We start from the raw sequence: 18518 nt of genomic DNA on the forward strand, positions 1-18518 counted from the left end.
CGCGGGGCACCCGCATGCCCGTGCTGCCCATCGCGACACCGGGGCGGCCCGGCGAGGGGCGGGCGACGGAGCGCCGCCGCCCATCAGAGACCGTTCAGACCATCTGTAGGCGGCTGAAGGAGAGTGGTGGGCATGAGCAGTGATCAGGTGTCCCTACTCCTCTTCGACATCGCGTTCATCCTTGTCCTCGCCCACGGACTGGGGCACCTCGCCACGCGGATCGGCCAGCCGCCCGTGGTGGGCGAGATCCTCGCCGGCGTGCTCCTCGGGCCGACCGTTCTCGACGGAGCCGTCTCAGAGGCCCTGTTCCCTCCCGTCATACGGCCGCTGCTGAGCGCCATGGCGGATGTCGGCGTCACGCTCTTCATGTTCGGGGTGGGACTGGAGATCGAGCGCCGGGCACTGCGCGGCCGCATGCGGATGGCCGCGGCCGTGAGCCTCGGATCGACGGCGGTGCCGTTCGTCGTCGGCATCGGCCTCGGCTACTTCCTGCTGCGGAACCACGAGACCGACCAGAAAGCCGCCTTCATCGTCTTCATCGGCCTGGCCGTGTCGGTGACGGCGTTCCCCGTACTGGCCAGAATCCTTTCCGACCGAGGGCTCGCGGCCACCACGCTCGGCGGCATCGCCCTGGCGGCGGCGGCCCTGGTGGACCTCGTCGCCTGGACCGCCCTGGCCGGGGTGCAGGGCGCGATCGGCAGCGTGGGCGCGCACTGGCGGGTGGCCCTCATGATCCCGTTCGTGCTGGTGCTGGTGCTGGTCGTACGCCGGTGGCTGCGCCGCCTGGTGAACCGGGGCGACGGCGGCCGGCCGGCGACGTCCTGGTGGTATGCGCAGGTGCTGATCGGTGCCCTGCTCTGCGGTGCGGCGACCGAGGCCATGGGCATGCACTACATCTTCGGTGCCTTCCTCTTCGGCCTGATCATGCCGAGCGAAGGCGCCGAGCGGCTGCGTGCGGACCTCATGCAGCGCACCCGCTCCGTGACCTCCGTGCTGCTTCCCGTCTACTTCGTCGTGGCCGGACTCAAGGTGGACCTCAGGGGGTTCGGCTGGGCGGAGTCCGTCGAGCTGGCCGCCGTCCTGCTCGTCGCCGTGGTCGGAAAGCTGGGCGGGACGTATGCGGGAGCCCGGAGCACGGGGCTGCCGCCCAGGCCCGCCGCCGCGCTCGCCGCTCTCATGAACACCCGTGGCCTGACCGAGCTGGTCATCCTCGGTGTCGGACTTCAGGCCGGGCTGCTCGACGGAGGGCTGTACTCGCTCCTGGTCGTCGTGGCGCTGGTGACCACGGCGATGACCGGCCCCCTGCTGACATGGACGTACGCGAAGCCGGTGATCGTCCCGGAGATCACGTCCGGGCAGTCCGACCGCGAGCCCGAGCGCTCCGCATCCGTCGGGCCCGCCGCGTAGCCGCCCGCGGGGCGGCGGCAAGGCCTGAACCGGGCCGCAAGCCGCAGGATCAGGACAAGGACCAGAAGGAGACGCAGACATGCTCTCGGCTGAACTCCGGGATCCCGTCCGCCCCGGCACCCGCAGGCGGGACACCTCCGCCGAGCCGGCCCGGACGCTGGACGGGCTTTTCACCCGCGCCGCCCGGCGCCACCCGCGGGCCGTCGTGGTGCGGGAGGGGCCGTACACCCTCGCGTACGGCAAGGCCGGCGCCCTCTCCGCCCAGCTCGCCACCGCGCTGCTGAGCGCCGACGTACAGCTGGGGGACCCGGTCGTCGTGCACTGTGCGGACCACCGGCAGGCGCTCGTGGCCCAGCTGGCGGTGATGAAGGCGGGTGGTGTGTGCGTCCCGGTGCCCCGCGACCTGCCTGTCGGCGGGGTCCGCCGCATCGCCGCTGCCAGCGGCGCCGACACGGTGCTGTGCAGCCGCGCGACCTCGGAGGCGTGGGACCACGACGGCTGCCGGCGGCGGCTCCTGCTGGACGACCCCGAGTTGTGGAAGCGGATCGGAGCGCGCTCCGTCGACGGTGCTCTGCCGCGTTCCGCGCCCGAGGAGCCCGCCTACCTGCTGACGGCGGGGGAAGGCGGGGGACGGAACTTCGGCCACCTCGTGGACCACAGGGCCTGGCACATGGCCATGGCCGCCAGGTCCGATCAGACCGGACCCCCCGGGCCGACGGTCTCGGTCAACGAACACCCCACGGGGCCCGCCACCCTGTCTGCGATGTGGTGGGCCTTCGGGTCGGGCAGCACGCTGCACGTGCAGCCGGGAGGAATCGCCGGTCTCGGCGGTGTCGTCGCTGTGTGCGAGCCGGGGCAGTTTGCGCAGGCGCTCGAAGCCCTGGCGCGGGAGCCCCGCCGCCCGCGGCCCCGGATGGTCGTCCTCGTGGGCGCCCCGTGCACCCCCGAACTGGTGTCCCGGCACGTCGAGCTCCTGCCCGGCACGGTCCTGCGCGCCGAGTTCGCGCCGGACGGGAGCGTGCTGCCGTGGGCGGTGAGCGTGTATCCCGCCGGTGAGGACACGTCCTCGACCGGGAACCCGGTGATCGCGGATGCCCCCGGCGTGCGGCTGAGCGTACGCGGTGCGCTGGGGGAGTCCCTCCGTGCCGGGCAGACGGGCGAGGTGTGCGCGCGGGGGAGGGCCCTGCCCTTCGACGTCATCGGCGACCGCTCCGCGTCCGGCCCCGGAGCGGTCCTCCTCCGCTCAGGCTTCGTGGGTCGGCGGAACCCGGGCGGGGGTGTCGAACTGACGGGCCCCCGCCCGCGACAGGCCACGTGAACCATCGGGCGTCATTGCCGGGGCCGGGGCCCTGGTCGCGCACCGCGCCAGGATGTGGGGCGAAGTCGGTGCGCGTGGTAACCGGAGGGCCCCGACCCGGTACACGAGGCCGTCAGGCGGCCCCGTCGCCCCTGATCGTGATCCACTGCCACTGGGTGTAGGAGTCCCAGGCGAACTGCGCCCCGTGCCGGGAGCCGTTGCCCGAGGCACCGAAGCCGCCGAAGGGCACCACCGCCTGGTGGTTGACGGTCTGGTCGTTCACGTGGATCATGCCCGTCCGCAGCCGGTCGGCGAGGCGCAGCCCCCGTTCCACGGAGCCCGTCCGCACCGCCGACACGAGGCCGTACCCGGTGTCGTTGGCGACGGCCACCGCCTCGTCGTCGTCCTGGACGACGACGACAGGCGCTACCGGGCCGAAGATCTCCTCGGTGAACGCCGGCATCTCCCGGCCGATCCCGGTGAGGACCGTGGGCGGGTAGAACGGCCCGTCCGGCACGCCGCCGCACCGCAGTTCGGCGCCGGCCGCGACACTGTCGCGAACGATCTTGTGGGTGCGCCGCAGCTGTCGGCCGTCGATCACCGGCCCCAGGTCGACCTGGTCCGTCCACGGATCGCCGACGGTGAGCTGCCCTGCCTCCTCGACGAGCCGGTGAACGTAGGCCTCGGCGACCGACGCGTGCACGATGTGCCGCCCCGCCGCCATGCAGATCTGGCCCTGGTGGAAGAAGGACGCGAAGGCCCCTGCCGCCGCGGACGCCTCCAGGCCGGCGTCGTCAAGCACGATCAGCGCGTTGTTGCCGCCGAGCTCGAGCGAGGCCCGTTTGAGGGTGCGCCCCGCCACGGCTCCCACCTCCCGGCCGACCGCGGTCGAGCCGGTGAACGACACCATGGCCACGGTCGGGTCGGCCGTCAGAGCGGCACCGGCGACCGCGTCGCCCGGCAGTACGTGCAGGACGCCCTCCGGGAGCCCCGCCTCCTCGAAGAGACGCGCCACGACGAGCCCGCCCGAGACCGGTGTACGGATGTCGGGCTTGAGGATTACGGCGTTGCCCAGGGCGAGCGCGGGGGCCACCGAGCGCAGGGCAAGCAGCAGCGGTACGTTCCACGGGCTGATCACCCCGACCACGCCCAGCGGCACCCGGCGGGCCTGGCTCGACCGGCCGGGGGCGGCGGGCAGGACCTGCCCGTGCGGCTGGGTGGGCAGCGCCGCCGCCTGGAGGAGTTCCTCCACCGAGTCGGCGATCTCGGTCTCCGCCTTCGCCCGTACGGCACCGCCCTCGCGGATCAGCCACTGGGCGACCTCCGCGCGGTTTTCCTCCAGCACGGCCGCCGCACGCCGCAACACCGCCGCACGCGAGCCGGGGGGCAGCGTGCCCCAGGCCCGCTGGGCCCGCTCGGCCCCGGCTGCGGCGCGCGCGACGTCCGTCGCGTCGGCGACATCGACCTGGGCGAGCGTCTTGCCGGTCGCCGGTTCGACCACATCGACGACCGAGCCGTCGGACGTGGCCGGCCGGCCACCGCTGAACACCGTTGCGGCCGGACCGCTCACATCGACCAGGGTTGTCATGGCTTCCTCCTGACGCTCTGATGTTGTCCTCGGGCCCACAGCTCGCAGGTCAGGCGCTGTCGGCGTAACTCGTGAGCGGAACGTCGATGAGGACGGGCTCAGCCCCGGCGGCGGCCCACGCCACGGTCTCCGCGAGATGGTCCGTCGAGCGGGCCCGTATTGCGGTGATGCCGAAGAACTCGGCGACGCGGGTGAAGTCGAGTTCCGGTGGTGTGAGGTCCAGGCCGTCGGGACCGCCCGGCGGTCCGTCCGTGAGACCCAGGAAATCCTTGGCGGGCGCCAGATCGAGCCGCGGCGGGGTCAGCGCCGGTCCGTCAGTGCGGGCGGCCGGGCCTCGTTTCCGCCGGGCAGCCGTCTCCTTGAGGGTGCGGTACTCGCCGTTGTTCATCACCACGAAGGTGACTGGGACGCGGTAGTGCGAGGCACTCCACAGCCCCTGGAGCCCGAACAGGGTGCAGCCGTCACCGAGGACGGCGACCACCGGGCGGGTGGGGTCCCCCATCCTGGAGCCGATGGCGGCTCCTATGCCGGAGCCGAGACCACCGCCCACCGTGTGGACATACGAACCGGGGCGCTCCAACGGCAGGACTCCGCGCAGCAGCAGCCCGCTGGTGATCGCCTCCTCCACCACGACGGAGTCCGCCGGGAGCCCCGAGACAACGGCGTGCACGGCGGCCAGCGGGTCCATCGGCGCGTCGCCGTACCCCGCCAGCGCGCGCTTCCGCACCCGGGCGCGGGTGGCCTCGTGCGCCGGGGCGATCGCCCGGACGCGTGACGGCGCCCGGGGCACCTTTCCGGCGAGTTGCGCGGCGAGTGCCCCCAGCGTGGCCCGCACACCGCCTACCAGACCGAGCGCCACGGGGAAGGTCCGCCCCGGTTCGCCCGGGTCGTCGTCGAGCTGGATGACGGTGGTGCCGGCGGGGATCGGCGAACCGGGCTCGTAGTGGTGCGCCATGAACGCGCGCGTGCCGGCGATGAGCACCACGTCGTGTCCGTCGAGAGCGGAGCGGATGGCGGAGTAGCGGGCGTCGAGCATGCCCGCATAGAGGGGGTGCACGGTGGGGAAGTCCACGCCGTCGTGCATCGGCTGGTGGAAGACCGTCGCGCCGGTCGCCTCGGCGAGCGCCACCAGCTCGGCCACTGCGCCGTCGCGCCCCACCCCGTCGCCGGCGACGATGGCCGGCCTGGCGGCGGTTGCGAGCCGCTCCGCCGCCTCCGGCCATCCGCCGGCGGGGCCGAGCCCGCCCCGCCTCGACTTCGGCGCGGGCGGGGCGACGGATGTCTCCTCCTCCAGGAGATCCATCGGGATCGAGAGGAAGACCGGGCCCGCGGGGGGCTGGACGGCCAGGGCGAAGGCACGGCGCAGCATGTCCGGGAGGTCGTGGGCGTGCTGGACGTCGAAGGTGTGCTTGACCACGGCCCGGGTGATGCCCACCAGGTCGCCGGAGAGCATGGGGTCCTGTGCCAGATGACGGCGGTCCTGCTGTCCGGCTGTCACCACCAGCGGCGTGCGCGACCGGCTTGCGTTGAGAAGTCCGACCATGCCGTTGGCCAGCCCGGCGGCGATGTGCAGACTGACGAAGGCGGGGCGGCCTGTGGCACGTGCGTACCCGTCGGCCATCGCGACCACGGACGCCTCCTGGACCCCCAGGACGTACTGGAGGTCAGGGGCCTCCGTGACCGCCTCGACGAAGGGCAGTTCCGTCGTGCCCGGGTTGCCGAAGACGCGCGTCACGCCTTCGTCGCGCAGGACCTCCAGCATTGCGTCGACGGGCCTCACGAGCCGGTCCCCGTCTGCCGCTGCGCAGACGTGCCGGCGCTGAACCGGTCGACCTTGTCGATGACGTCGCCGCTGTACAGCCGCAGCGACTGCTCGAGCGCGAACGCGGCGGCGTAGGCACGGAAGTGGTCCATCGGCTCCTCGGCGAGATTGATCATGTGCCGGTTCGGGACCACGGCCGGGCTGGCCAGCCGCGCGACCGCCGCATCGACGCCGGCGTCCATCAGCTTGGGGTCGACCACTTCGTCGCAGACCACCCGTGCGTCGGGCTCGCTGGCCCAGAGCTTGCGGCCGGACAGGATGACCTGCCGCGACAGCCGCCCGCCCGCGAGCGCGGTCAGCCGGAGGTTGGCCATGCCCGGCACGATGCCCTCCTGGGCCGCCGGGAGACTGAAGTAGGAGTCGGCGGCGGCGATGACGTGATCGACGGCGAACAGCATCTGCATGCCGCCGCCGATCGCGAAGGTGTCGACGGCTGCCACCCACGGCTTCTCCACCTGGGGCCGGGGCCAGGCATCGTCGACGCGGATTCCACGGATCAGCTTGTGGAGGTAGCCGAGTTCGCGGCGGAGCAGGAAGTCCACGAACGAGATCCTGCCCTGGTGCAGGTCGACGAGGTTGATTCCGGCGCAGAAGACCCGGCGGCCCTGGTAGCGCGGGTGGCTCATCTTCCCGCCGCGCAGCACTCCCACTTTCACGCGGTCGTCGAGCAGGGCGAGGTCGACGGCCGTCTCCAGGTCGTCGACGAGCCGGTTGTCCTCGGCGTTGAGGAACCGGCCGTTGCCCAGGGTGATGTGGGCGGCCCGGTCGACCCGCTCCAGCCGGACGGTCCCCAGGTCGAGGCTGCCCGTACGGTCGAACTCGCCCTTCAGCGACCGGGCGCGAGGGGTGGGCCGCAGCATGGCGTGCAGCAGGTGGGGACCGGCCTGCGGTGACCGCAGCACCCAGTGGAAGAAGAGGCCCTGGTCGATCTCCCGCCCGTCCTTGTCGGCCTGGCCGCAGGTGTGCTCCGCCGCCATCTGCGCCTCGGTCGGGGTGAGGCCGGGGAAGGCCTCGGAAGCGGCGAGCACCAGTTCGGACAGCGAGCGCTGCTCGTGCAGGCCCCCGGTCAGCTCGTGGTAGACCCGCTCGGCGTGCAATTCCAGGAACGCGCTCCGTACGCGCCTCTGATCGTTGATCATCTCGCTGGCGAGCTGCTGCTGGTCGGGATTGCGCCCCGGCTTGGGCGGGAGTTCCGCGAGCAGCTTCTCGGCCTCGGCCGTGTACGCCATCAAGGCGTTGGCGTCGGCCAGCAGAGAGCCGCTGAGTACCGGTGCCTGCGCGGGTCGGTGCTCTGTACCGGCCACGAGACGTACCGTCATGTTCGCCGCTCCTTCGGTGGTGGTGGTCATCATGCGTTGCCGTGTGCGCCCGCGAAATCGCCCCTGGTCCGGCGCAGCGTCCGGTCGCAGGCGGCGAGATGCTTGCCCAGGGCCTCCTCGAAGGCGGTCACACCGGCCTCGATGACGAGCTGCCGCCGTATCGCGAGCTCGGCGGCATTCAGCCGGGCGAAGCGCGCGGCCAGCCGCGCGGCTACGGCGGCCGGGTCCTTGGCCGTCTGGTCGATGAGCCCGATGGCCAGAGCCCGCTGCTCCGAGAGCTCGGCGCCGAACAGCACGAGCCGGCGGGCGTGGAGGCCGCCCAACTGGTTGGTGAGCCGGTGCACGGCCATGCCCGCCCAGACGCCGTCGTTGTTCACCGGCATGGCGATACGCAGTCCGGGCGCGCCGATCCGGTGGTCGGCGGTGAGGAGCACGTCCAGGGCGGGACCGCTGCAGACGCCCTCGACGGTCACGATCTTGGCGAACCGGCCCTGCTCCAGCCGCCGCAGGGCTTTCTCCCAGCGGCTCACCACGTCGATGGCGACGTCGCCGGGCCAGTTTTCCGCCGGGCCCATGCCGTGCAACCGGATCACGGCGCCCGTCGGGCCTTGCGCGCTCTCCAGGCGGTCGCAGAGTCCGTTGACGTCCGCGACCAGCAGGGGGCACAGCGGACGCGTGCTGTCGATGTCGAGGGTGGTGTCAGGGGACGGGGCAGGTGCGAGGTCCGAGGAAGACATGTCTGAGTCCTGATCGTCTGGGGCGGCAGGGGAGTTCGGTGCATTCGGTACAGAGGGTGCTCAGTAGCGGACGAGCGCCGCTTCCAGGGTCGAACCGGGGCCCATCGTCATCAGGACGCCGTAGTCGCCGGCGCGGGTCACGCCTTCCCGCAGCAGCCGTTCGTACGAGAACAGGAACGACCCGCTGGAGAGGTTGCCGTAGTCGCGCAGCACCTCGGTGGTGTGCCGCACGTCGTGCCCGGTGAGGCCGAGGTTGACCGACACGGAGTCGATGACCTTCTTGCCGCCGGAGTGCACCAGCCAGTGCGCGATCTGACTGCGTCGCAGGCCGGTTCCGCTCAGGAGGTCCGCGATGACGCCCTCGGCGTGCGCGCCCACCACGTAGGGCACGTCCCGGTCGAGGTAGAAGCTGAACTTGCCCTGCTCGTCGTCCCAGTCGTACCGCATGGCGTCGGCGGCGTCGGGGACGATGCAGCTGGCGTACTTCAGTACCCGCGGACCGGGCTTCTCCGGCGCGTACGAGACGGCGATCGCCGCGGACCCGTCGCCGAACAGGCTGTTGACGACGGAGGTACGCATCGTGCCGTCAAAGACGTACGCTGCCGAGCACACCTCGATGCAAACCATCATGGCGATCTTTCCCGGGTTGGCCGACGCCCAGCCGGTGGTCGCGTTGAGGGCGTTGAGGCCCGCGTTGCAGCCCATGCCGACGATGTCGAGGCGGCTGCAGTCGGTGGGAATGCCCAGTTCCCGGATGAGGAGTGCGCTGAAACCGGGGGTCAGCAGACCGGTCGAGGTCACGCAGACCAGATAGCCGATGTCGCTGACCGCCGCGCCGATCCGCTTGAGGCAGGACTGCAGGGCGAGGGCGCCCATCTCGGTGCCCCGGGCCTTGTGCTTGGCGAGCAGTTCGCCCTGCGTCTCCATCCGGGGCCGGCCGTCGTCGCCGTCCGGCGGAACGTTCAGAAAACGTCGCTCTATGGCACTGTTGAGGAAGACGGAACGGATGCGGCTGTCCTGGATATCGTACATGTCCAGGAGGTCCTGCTGGGAATATGAGGAATCCGGTGTCGCCGTTCCCACACCCAGTATGGCGGGTCCGTTTCGCGTATCGGCCCAAGTGGACCTGGTTTCACTGAGAATCACTATGACTGTCCCTCGCTGAAGTCGATGGAAAGGCTCTCGATGCTCTGTGAAAGAGTCGCGGATTCAGGCTAGTCGAGGGAATCGGGGTCGCGAATACCCCTTCCTCTGTGAACGCAGTCACCGGGCTCTCTAGGGGGGATAGGGGGCGGAATTCGAAAAGGCGTCGGCGAGTAAGGGGGTGACCCCGGATTCGTTCTCCTCCGTCTCCAGGAACACCGGAAGGTCGGTCCGGTTTCTCACGTTGAGCTTTCGGTAGACCTGCGTCAGATGCTGTTCGACGGTGCTCACGGTGATGCACAGCCGCTGCGCTATCTGCCGGTTGCTGTGGCCCCGCGCGGCCAGGCTTCCGACCCGGCGCTCCGCTGCGCTGAGCTCGACCGCGCGGTCACCGCCGATATGCGGTCCTCCGGCGGCCCCGGCCGCCGGCGTACCCGTGGGACCGGGCTGCAGGGACCGGGCGAGGCGCTCGGCGTGACAGTCCCTGGCCACCCGCCAGGCCCGGCGAAGGGTCGGCCTGGCCCGCCGCGAGTCACCGAGCACGGCATGGGCGTTGCCGAGGTCGGCGAGGGTGTGGGCGAGCTCCACCCGGTCACCGGCCGCCTGCAACGCCTCCACGGCGTCGTTGAGCAGGGGTGGCCGCTCGCGCGGCTCCAGTGTCGCGGCCAGATGCCGCAACGCCCGGCCGAGGACGTGCCCGTCGTGGTCGGGGAGGCCGTCGAGCTGCTCCTCCAGGAGCGTGCGCGCCTCGTCCCGGCGGTCGAGTTGCACCAGGGCCTGGGCGGCGTCGATCCGCCACGGCAATTGCCGGGCACCGTCGGCCTCCCAGTCCCTCAGGAGCCGGCCGCAGGTCCTGAAATCGTTCAGCGCCGCATAGGGCCTGCCGACCGCCATGTGGTACTGCCCGCGCGCCCGCAGGTACCGGAGTCCGAACGGCGTCTCGAGCAGCGCGCCCGGCGTGGGCATGCTCAGATACGCGGCGGCGTCCTGGTCACGTCCGGTCTCCACGGCGGTGGTGAGCAGGCAGGCGAGCGGCGCGCCGACCAGCACGCCCCAACCGGTACCGGATGTCTCGTCCAGGGCCGTCGACGACAACTCGCCCGCGGCCTGCAGGTCGCCCCGGAGCAGCGCCGCGTCGGCGCGCGCCGCTGTGAGGAGGCCTTGCCAGCCCGGGCGGTCGTGACCCGCGGCGTCCGAGAGCATCGGCAGGCACCACGGGGCCAGGGCCGCCAGCCGCTCGGGCCTGGCCAGCGCCAGCAGGCCCAGGGAGATCCGGGAGAGCGGCTCGTCGGTGGGCAGGCCCTGCCAGAGGTGGTCGCCCGACACCGGCACGTCGCCCAGCACGGCCGTGAGTACGGTGGTGACCAGCGAGGGGGCGCCGGCACTCGGATCCACCGGCGCGGGGGCAGGTATGCCGTTGCCCGCGCGGCGTCGCTGGGCCGGGTAGCAGAGCTCCAGGCAGGCGCGGACGGCGGCGAGCTCCGCCGCCTCCGGTCCGGTCGCAGCGGCGGTGAGGCGGTCGAGCGTCGCGGCCGCCTCGTCCACCCGGCCGTGCCACAGGAGGTACTCGAACACGGCCAGGGACTGAGGTCCCGTCAGCATGCCCCGGTTCACCGCGACTGAGAGCTGACCGAGATGACGCACGGCGCGTGCGGGCTCGATGTGCCACTCGGCCTCGGCGAGAGCCGCACGGCTCGCGGCGCGCTGCTGCTCGTCGGCGGCGAGGGAGTGGGCCAGTTCGAGGCAGTCGAAGGCGAAATCGAGCTCGCCGCTGGCGGTCGCGCTGGTCGCGGACTCCCGGAGCACGGCAGCCGCCCAGGGTTCGTCGGACTCCCCGGCAGCGATGAGCTGGTGGGCGATCGAGATGGAACGGCCGCCATCGGCATGGAGCATCGCGGCGGCGCGCCGGTGCCACGCGATGCGTCCGGGGGCCCCGAAGTCCCTGAGAACGGCGTCCTGAGCGGCTCGGTGCCGGTAGCGGCCCTGGTGCAACAGGCCCGATTCGTCGAGCAGTTCGACGAGCGCGCGGGCCTCGATCGCGTCGACTCCGCTGAGCTGGGCGACGAGTTCCGTGCGGGGTGCGTCACCGGCCACGGCCACGGCCCGGGCCACGGCGAGCGCGTCCGGTTCGAGCCGGTGGAGACAGCTCACGACCCGTTCGGCGAAGAGGTCCCCCACCACCAGATCGGTGGGTGGCTCCGTCCGGGCCGACCGGGCCGATGCCTCCCAGTCCTCGGCCAGCGCCCGTACGAGGAGCGGATTGCCGCCCGTGATGGCGAACGCGCCCGCGGCGAGACTGTGCGCCACATGCGCGTCGAGGTCGTGGGCGAGCAGCGCAGCGACGCCGTCGCTGGTGAGCGGGGCGAGGCGGATCTGTGTGCAGTACGGATGGCGCGACAGCTCGGCGCGGAGATCCGCGTGCCGGGAACCGGAGCGGTCCTGGTCGCCCAGGACGAGCAGGATGCGCGACCGGCGCAGCCGGCGGGCGAGGAAGAACAGGCACTGCAGCGAATCGGGGTCCGCGTGGTAGACGTCGTCGACCCCGATGAGCAGTGGTTCCTCGGCGCTCATGTCCAGGAAGATCCGTGAGACTCCCTCCAGGACCTGGGGGCCGACCGAACCGTCCTCACCGGCTCCGTCACCGATGAGGGCGTCGGCCCGCTGCGCGTACGAGGGATCGGCTCCGTGCAGGAGCTGGCTGAGCAGGCCGAAGGGCAGGTGCTGCTCAGCCGGCGACGCGGCGGCGGCGAGGACGCGAACCCGGGCACTCGCCACCCGGTCCGCGAAGGTGTGCAGCAGTTCTGTCTTGCCGACCGCCACCGGGCCCCGCAGGACGACGACGCTGCCGGCTCCGTGCAGACAGCCCTCCAGCAGGCCGGACAGCTGTGCGAGTTGGCGTTCCCGTTCGACCAGCACCATCAGTGTGCACCTCCTCGCGCCGTGACGGCTTCAGTCTGCGCGGAGTCGTCTGAAGGAGTGCTGGACGTTCTCTCCCCGAGGCCGGTGCGGTGCCCGGGGGGTGCGCACATGAAGGACCGGCCGCGCGGGGGATCCCGTTCACGGCCGGTCGGTTGGTGGGTGCGGGTGGTTGCGTCAGCCCCTTTCCGCCGGACTGGCTTGCTCCGCACCGAGGTGGGGGCCGGGTGCCTGTCCGGTGTGCTGGCGGGGACCCGGGCCCGGCGCGGGGCTGTGGCGGGGGAGGAGGAACACGGCGGCGAGCACGGCGAAGAGCAGCAGCCCGCTGTTGGCCGCGAACACCATGCCGTACCCGGAGGTGAGCCGCTCGCCCGCCGAGTCCGACGCGGCGGCGTTGGACGTGGCGGTGGCCGCGACCGTGCTCATCGCGGCGAGTCCGATGCTGCCGCCGAGCTGGCGCGCGCTGTTGAGAAGGCCCGAGGCCATGCCGGCCTCCGTCGGGGCGACCCCCGCAGTCGCCGCGTTGGCGATCGGGACGAGGAGCGGCCCGATACCGAAGCTGGTCACCAGCGACGGCCCCAAGACGTCGACCGCGAAGGTGCCGGTCGGCCGGATCTGGCTAAACCAGAACATTCCGGCGGCGCCGATGATCCCGCCCACGATGAGCAGTTGCCGGGCGTCGAACCGGGCGAGCAGTTTCACCGCGTACAGCGACCCCACGACGAGGCCCAGGCAGAACGGCAGGAACGCGAGGCCGGCGCTCAGCGCACCCATCCCGAGGACCTGCTGGAGATAGAGGGAGACGAAATAGAAGGAGGTGAAGATCGTGATGGAGACCATCATCATGTAGAGGTTCGAGCCGGACACCGCCCGGTTGGTGAGCAGGCGCAGCCGCAGGAGCGGCTCCTTGGCAAAGGTCCCCTCGTAGACGAAGAATCCGGCCAACAGGACCGCCGCGACGACCAGTCCGCCGATCGTGCTCGCGGAACCCCACGACTCGGACTCGGTCCTGACCAGGGCGAAGACCAGCAGTGACGTACCCAGGGTGGCCAGGATCGCACCGATCACGTCGAGTCGTCGTGCCGTGTCGCCCGCGGTGGCTGCCGCTACGTGGCGACGCGTGAGCCATACGCCGATGAGCGCCATGGGGACGTTAACCAGCATGACCCAGCGCCAGTTGATGTATTCCGTGAGCAGACCACCCACCACGACGCCGACGGCGGCGCCACCTGCGGTGACGGCGCTGTACACGCCCAGGGCCCTGCCGCGCTGGGGCCCTGCCGGGAAGGACGTCGACAGGACGGCGAGCGCGGCGGGGGCGATCAGTGCCGCGCCCACGCCCTGCAACGCGCGCGCGGCGATCAGCTGCCCGGGATCCTGTGCGAGACCGCCCAGGAGCGAGGTGATGCCGAAGAGCGCGAGGCCGATCAGGAGCAGCGGCCTGCGCCCGAACCGGTCGGCCGCCCGGCCGCCCAGGAGCAGGAGTCCGCCGAAGGTGAGTGTGTACGCATTGACCACCCAGGAGAGCCCGGATTCGTCGAAGCCGAGCGCCGTCCGCATCGACGGCAGAGCGACGTTCACCACCGAGACGTCGAGCGAGACCATCAGCTGGGCGATGGAGACGGTCCACAGGACCCCTCCTGGGCTTTCGGCCCGTACCTCTCGTTCCGAGTTTTTGTACATGTAAAAATAATAGCCTCGCGCGATGCTCGTGTCGAGCGGGAACGGCGGGGTCACACCTTGTCCGGGAGGCGTCGCGCGGCGGCCCGGAGCGTCATCCCCGGGCGGTGCCGAGCAGTTCCGCCGTGAGCGCTGCGGTGGGCTTCACGGCCCCGCAGCAGCTCGCCGCCCAGGCGAGCGCGGCCCGGTGCTCGTGGGCGCTGAAGTCCGCGACCGCGTCGGCTGCGAGGAAGACCTCGAGGTTGTGGCCGAACGCGTCCACCGCGGTGGTGACGCAGCTCAGGTGTGCGTATACTCCGCAGATCACGATCTGGTCCCGGCCCATGGCGCGTACCTGCTGCTCCAGCCCTGAGCCGAAGAAGGCGCTGTAGCGCCAGGCGGAGAGGACGGTCCCGCTCGCGTCCGGGGCGAGTTCGTCCACGATGGCCGCGTCCTCCAGGGCGTCGTCGAGGCCCTTCCCCCAGAAGTCCGTGAGCAGGCCGCGCTCACCCGGGGCCTGGGTGCCCGGCTGCACGGTGTGGATGACCGGCACGTGCAGTCGGCGGCACGTCTCCAGCAGGGCCGAGCAATTGGCCAGCAGGGCGTCGAGGGGTGACGTGCCGCGGGCGTACGGCCGGAGGAAGAACCCCTGCATGTTCAGCACCAGCAGGGCGGACCGCGCGGGGTCCGCGGTCCAGTCCACCAGGTTCTCGACGGGGAAGCCCTGGCCGGGCATCGGATACGGGGTGATCACGGGGACGTCCATGGGCTTCCGTTCCTCCGCCTTCGCCGTCAGGAGATGAAGTCGTACGACAGGAAGCTGTTCTCCGTGTCCTCCGCCCAGGACCCGTACCGGCGCATGCCGTACAGCAGGGGCATCGGCCGGCGGAGCGAGGTGACGACGCTGACGCGGGCCATGACCACCACGTGGTCGCCGACGGCCTGATCGGCGACGACCGTGCAGTCGGCGATCGTGTGCGCCGCCTCGAGCAGATGCGGGCCGCCGTTCTGCGCCGGCGCCCACGGCACCCGGTCGAACCGGTCCGCAGTCCCCGAGCCGAACAGCTCGGCTGTGGAACGGGAGTGCTGGTGCAGCAGGTTCACTGAGAGCGACCTGCTGTCCAGAACCGCGCCGAGGGTGGGGCTGCCGGCGCGCAGACAGACAAGCAACGTGGGTGGGTCGAGGGCGACGCTGCACAGCGATGTGCACGTCATACCCCAGGGGGTACCGTCCGGGTCCAGTGCGGTCACGACCGAGACACCCGTGGGGAATCCGGCCATCAGGCGACGTAGATCGGCTTCGTAGCGCTGGTGCGACATGGGTCCTCACTTGCCTCGATCACGGGGATGCGCACAGGGAAGGGACGGGAAACGAACCCGGCGTGCGGGACGGCCTCGTGGCAGCAGAGCCGCGTTGACGAGGCCGTCCTGCAGGGGCGCGGGGTCCGGTAGCCCGCTCAGGCGGGCCGGCGGGTCGGGATCAGTAGTCCCCGGAACTGCTCCCGCCCTCCGCCTCCTTGGCGAGCGCCATGCCCCGCGCGGCGTTGGCCATGCGCTTGCCGATCTCCGGCGGGGCCTGGGTCCGCGACCATTCCTCCGCGGCGTCCATCCGCTCCCGCGTCATGTTGAAGCAGCGGTTTGCGGGCAGGCCGAACTTGTCGGCGTGCGCGATGAAGTCCACTTCCTTCTGGATGTACTCGTGGATGCGCGCGGCTGCGTCGGACGGCTCCACGGTCCCGGCCTCGACGGCTTCGCACAGCTCACGGGTCAGCGTGCCCATCCGGACGAAGGTCTCGCTGATCGGGAGCGGGGAACCCGGGTGCCCGGACCTCTCGTTCTCCAGGAAGACGTCGGGGTCGCCGGTCTCGCTGAACCGGTAGTAGGCGTCCTCGACCATCATGTTGCCGCTCATCGTCCCGAGCATCCACGTCCGGTTGACGGCGTTCCAGAGGTCGTAGTGACCGAAGCCGACGAACGAGCTGTAGACCAGGTCGTCGTGGAAGTCGAACAGTCCTTGCTGGAGGTCCTCCACGTAGGCGAACCGCTCCTTGGACCAGTCGCCGTCGCGGGAGGCGGCGATGAGCCGCCAGCCCATCGCGTTGACCAGCTCCAGGGTGTTGGCCAGGCCGCGCGAGTACAGCGCGTCGATGAACCCGGCGGCGTGGGAGGTCAGGCAGTAGCGGTCCCCGACGACCGTACCGGCCGAGTACTGGAGCCGGCCGGTGGAGACCCACGGGCGGACCGCCTTGGCCCCCTCGAACTGCCATGCGATCTCGGGGAACCGCTTGAGGAAGTCTTCGAACTCCTGCTCAGGGGTCTTGTCGCCCTTGGGGTACTTCCGCGGGTCCAGGGTGAGGCCGACGCTGCACAGCGGGTTGCGGGCCGCGTCGTGGTTGTCGAACGGGATCACCCAGAGCCAGCCGCCGTCGAAGACGTGGTGCAGCGTGCCGTGGTGCCACGGGCTCGGCTGGTCGTGGTTCTGCGCGGTGGGCGATTCGTCGAACGGCTTCACGTCGATCATGTGCGTGAACAGGCAGCGTGAGTGGGTCCGGGCCCGCGTGGGCGCCTCACGCAGGTCGAACTTCTCTGCGAGCGGCGAGCGGAAGCCGCTGCCGTCGACCACGTAGGAGGCCCGGAACTCCTCGCCGTGCTCCGTACGCAGGACCGCGCCCTCGTCGGGATCGACGTCGATCTCGGTGACCCGGGTCGCGAGGCGCGCGTCGGCGCCGTACCTGACCGCGACGTGGAACAGGTGCGCGTCGACGTCCTGGCGGAACAGATGGGTCTCGGTGCGCAGATCCAGGGGAACCACCAGCTGGTTGATCTCCTCCGGGTTCTGCGGTTGGCCCTCGCGGTGGTAGACGAAGCCGAAGTTCTGCTTCTGGCCGCAGTTGGGGGAGATCTCCTCGATGGTCCCCTTGTAGTTCGACAGGGCCTTCAGCTCGGGCACGTCGTAACGCTTGGCGATGAGCCGTGCCATGCCCGAGGTGTACGGGATGGTCGACTCGCCCACTGCGAAGCGCGGGTGGGTGCCCGCGTCCAGGATGAGGGTCTTCACTCCGTTGCGGGCGAGTACCGCTCCGAGCATGCCCCCGGCCATACCACTGCCGAGAATCGCCACGTCGTACTGTTCTGCCGCCGCGGGGGCGGAGTTCTTGCCTGGCACCAGGGTTTCCTTCCTGTTGACGTTCGGCCGGCCGGCTCAGTTCCCGGCGGTGGCGGAGGGCGCGGTCTCCGGGACGAGGTCGTCGACGGTGATGTCCAACGCGAGGTGCTTGCCGCGCAGACCGGCGAGGAGCGTGACGAAGTCGTTCGCCGGTGTGTTCTTCTCGTCCGGGTCGATGATCGACTGCGCCAGCTTGTGGTAGTCGTCCTTGTTCAGCGACCTGTCGTAGAAGCGCTCCACGAAGGAGCGGACCTCGTTGAAGAAGCTCAGGTAGGCGGTGGCGTAGCGCTTGAGCGCCACCTCCTCGATCTCCGGGTGGAGGAGGACCTTGTCGATGACCCGGGCCAGGATGCTGCCCGCGGTCGTCGCAAGAGCGACGCCGGTCGAGATGAGCGGGTCGACGAAGGCGGCCGAGTCGCCGACTGCGGCCCAGCCCTTTCCGTATACGGTCTGGTTCGTGTACGACCAGTCCCTGGCGCTGCGGAAACCGGCCGACTGGCGTGCGTTGTGCAGCATGTGCTTGAGTTTCGTGGTCTTCTCGACCTCGTCGCGGAAGAGCTGCTCCAGATTCTGGTCACTCTCGCCGGCGACCGTGCTCGGCGTCACGAAGCCGACGCTGACCGTCCCCTTGTCGAGCGGAATCCCCCAGAACCAGCCGTTCTCGATGCCCTCGATGAGGATGTTCGAGTACTGGTCGCCGGGGAGACGCTCGCAGTTGTCGAAGTACGTCCAGACCGCGACGTTGCGGAGCTTGTCGTGCCACTGGATCTCCGAGAACCTGCGCGTGAGGACGCGCCCCTGGCCCGATGCGTCCACCACCATCGCGGCCTTGACGACGTAGGGCTTCTTGTCGCCGCGCACGGTGAAACTGACGCCCGTGACCCGGTCGTCCTCCTGGACGGGTTCCTTCACCGTGGCGTCCTCGATGACGTATGCCCCCAGCTCCCGCGCCCGGTCCAGGATCACCGAGTCCAGGTCGGCGCGCCGCGTGTGGTAGGCGAACGGATAGTCGCCGCCGTCGACGAAGGAGAAGTCCCAGGCGGCCTGTTCGTTGCCCCAGACGAACGTTCCGCCGTACTTGCGCTCGAATCCGCGCTCCTCGAAACGCTTGGTCAGCCCCATTTCCTCCATGGGTGCCATCACGACCGGAATAAGTGATTCGCCGACGTGGTATCGCGGGAAACGCTCGCGGTCGAGAATCAATACCTTGTGTCCGCGCTTGGCGAGAAGTCCGCCGGTGGTGGCACCGGCCGGCCCACCGCCGATAATGACGACATCGAATTCAGTGGGTATGCCAGTGAGAGTGGACGGCATGCTCGACCTTCCCGATCCGAAACGTGCCACTTCCCGTTGAGCGGGCATTCGCAGCACTGCGTTGGCTGGACCCAGTCAGGTTCGGGGAGGTGGGCTGAATGCCTTCTGCACAGCCTCTGGACAACTCCTGCCGAAATCCGGAACGGGCAC

13 protein-coding genes are annotated in these 18518 nt (G+C 70.7%); 2 read left to right on the forward strand and 11 right to left on the reverse strand.

Annotated elements, in window-relative coordinates:
- Positions 1 to 132: 132 nt before the first annotated feature.
- The gene (locus ACFYSH_RS28820) at positions 133 to 1407 is read left to right on the forward strand and encodes a cation:proton antiporter (RefSeq protein WP_359468749.1); all 1275 of its coding nucleotides are present in this window, start codon (positions 133 to 135) and stop codon (positions 1405 to 1407) included.
- 79 nt (positions 1408 to 1486) lie between these two features.
- The gene (locus tag ACFYSH_RS28825; protein ID WP_359468746.1) at positions 1487 to 2725 is read left to right on the forward strand and encodes an AMP-binding protein; all 1239 of its coding nucleotides are present in this window, start codon (positions 1487 to 1489) and stop codon (positions 2723 to 2725) included.
- Positions 2726 to 2837: 112 nt separating this feature from the next.
- Here ACFYSH_RS28825 and ACFYSH_RS28830 read toward each other — a convergent pair whose 3' ends face one another.
- From ACFYSH_RS28830 to ACFYSH_RS28880, 11 genes are all read right to left on the reverse strand, one after another.
- Positions 2838 to 4292 (reverse strand): aldehyde dehydrogenase family protein, encoded by a 1455-nt coding sequence (locus ACFYSH_RS28830; protein ID WP_359468742.1) that lies wholly within the window; start codon positions 4290 to 4292, stop codon positions 2838 to 2840.
- A 49-nt stretch (positions 4293 to 4341) separates the two neighbouring features.
- Complete coding sequence (locus ACFYSH_RS28835) at positions 4342 to 6072, reverse strand: thiamine pyrophosphate-binding protein (protein ID WP_359468739.1); 1731 nt, start codon at positions 6070 to 6072, stop codon at positions 4342 to 4344.
- Positions 6069 to 7433, reverse strand: a complete 1365-nt coding sequence (gene dpgC, locus ACFYSH_RS28840; RefSeq protein ID WP_359468736.1) for a (3,5-dihydroxyphenyl)acetyl-CoA 1,2-dioxygenase DpgC — start codon at positions 7431 to 7433, stop codon at positions 6069 to 6071. Before dpgC ends, ACFYSH_RS28835 begins: the two co-directional genes overlap by 4 nt.
- Before the next feature lie 29 nt (positions 7434 to 7462).
- Positions 7463 to 8170 (reverse strand): enoyl-CoA-hydratase DpgB, encoded by a 708-nt coding sequence (gene dpgB, locus ACFYSH_RS28845; RefSeq protein WP_359468733.1) that lies wholly within the window; start codon positions 8168 to 8170, stop codon positions 7463 to 7465.
- Between the two features lie 60 nt (positions 8171 to 8230).
- Positions 8231 to 9316 (reverse strand): 3,5-dihydroxyphenylacetyl-CoA synthase DpgA, encoded by a 1086-nt coding sequence (gene dpgA, locus ACFYSH_RS28850; protein WP_359468730.1) that lies wholly within the window; start codon positions 9314 to 9316, stop codon positions 8231 to 8233.
- Between the two features lie 129 nt (positions 9317 to 9445).
- The gene (locus ACFYSH_RS28855) at positions 9446 to 12232 is read right to left on the reverse strand and encodes an AAA family ATPase (protein ID WP_359468727.1); all 2787 of its coding nucleotides are present in this window, start codon (positions 12230 to 12232) and stop codon (positions 9446 to 9448) included.
- 174 nt (positions 12233 to 12406) lie between these two features.
- A complete protein-coding gene (locus ACFYSH_RS28860; protein ID WP_359468724.1) occupies positions 12407 to 13912 on the reverse strand; it encodes an MFS transporter in 1506 nt (501 codons plus the stop codon).
- 91 nt (positions 13913 to 14003) lie between these two features.
- A complete protein-coding gene (locus ACFYSH_RS28865; protein ID WP_359468721.1) occupies positions 14004 to 14654 on the reverse strand; it encodes an isochorismatase family protein in 651 nt (216 codons plus the stop codon).
- Positions 14655 to 14680: 26 nt separating this feature from the next.
- On the reverse strand, positions 14681 to 15208 hold the full coding sequence (locus ACFYSH_RS28870) for a flavin reductase family protein (protein WP_359468718.1): 528 nt from the start codon (positions 15206 to 15208) through the stop codon (positions 14681 to 14683).
- A 160-nt stretch (positions 15209 to 15368) separates the two neighbouring features.
- On the reverse strand, positions 15369 to 17054 hold the full coding sequence (locus ACFYSH_RS28875; protein WP_359468715.1) for a tryptophan 7-halogenase: 1686 nt from the start codon (positions 17052 to 17054) through the stop codon (positions 15369 to 15371).
- A 36-nt stretch (positions 17055 to 17090) separates the two neighbouring features.
- Positions 17091 to 18368 (reverse strand): NAD(P)/FAD-dependent oxidoreductase, encoded by a 1278-nt coding sequence (locus tag ACFYSH_RS28880; RefSeq protein ID WP_359468712.1) that lies wholly within the window; start codon positions 18366 to 18368, stop codon positions 17091 to 17093.
- Between the last annotated feature and the right edge of the window lie 150 nt (positions 18369 to 18518).

The organism is Streptomyces sp. NPDC005791, assembly GCF_042871485.1.
Classification (GTDB): Bacteria; Actinomycetota; Actinomycetes; order Streptomycetales; family Streptomycetaceae; genus Streptomyces.

Coding starts and splice junctions, on each gene's coding strand:
- ACFYSH_RS28820 (WP_359468749.1), top strand. CDS start 133: ATGAGCAGTGATCAGGTGTCCCTACTCCTCTTCGACATCGCGTTCATC.
- ACFYSH_RS28825 (WP_359468746.1), top strand. CDS start 1,487: ATGCTCTCGGCTGAACTCCGGGATCCCGTCCGCCCCGGCACCCGCAGG.
- ACFYSH_RS28830 (WP_359468742.1), bottom strand. CDS start 4,292: ATGACAACCCTGGTCGATGTGAGCGGTCCGGCCGCAACGGTGTTCAGC.
- dpgC (WP_359468736.1), bottom strand. CDS start 7,433: ATGACGGTACGTCTCGTGGCCGGTACAGAGCACCGACCCGCGCAGGCA.
- dpgB (WP_359468733.1), bottom strand. CDS start 8,170: ATGTCTTCCTCGGACCTCGCACCTGCCCCGTCCCCTGACACCACCCTC.
- ACFYSH_RS28855 (WP_359468727.1), bottom strand. CDS start 12,232: ATGGTGCTGGTCGAACGGGAACGCCAACTCGCACAGCTGTCCGGCCTG.
- ACFYSH_RS28860 (WP_359468724.1), bottom strand. CDS start 13,912: ATGTACAAAAACTCGGAACGAGAGGTACGGGCCGAAAGCCCAGGAGGG.
- ACFYSH_RS28865 (WP_359468721.1), bottom strand. CDS start 14,654: ATGGACGTCCCCGTGATCACCCCGTATCCGATGCCCGGCCAGGGCTTC.
- ACFYSH_RS28870 (WP_359468718.1), bottom strand. CDS start 15,208: ATGTCGCACCAGCGCTACGAAGCCGATCTACGTCGCCTGATGGCCGGA.
- ACFYSH_RS28880 (WP_359468712.1), bottom strand. CDS start 18,368: ATGCCGTCCACTCTCACTGGCATACCCACTGAATTCGATGTCGTCATT.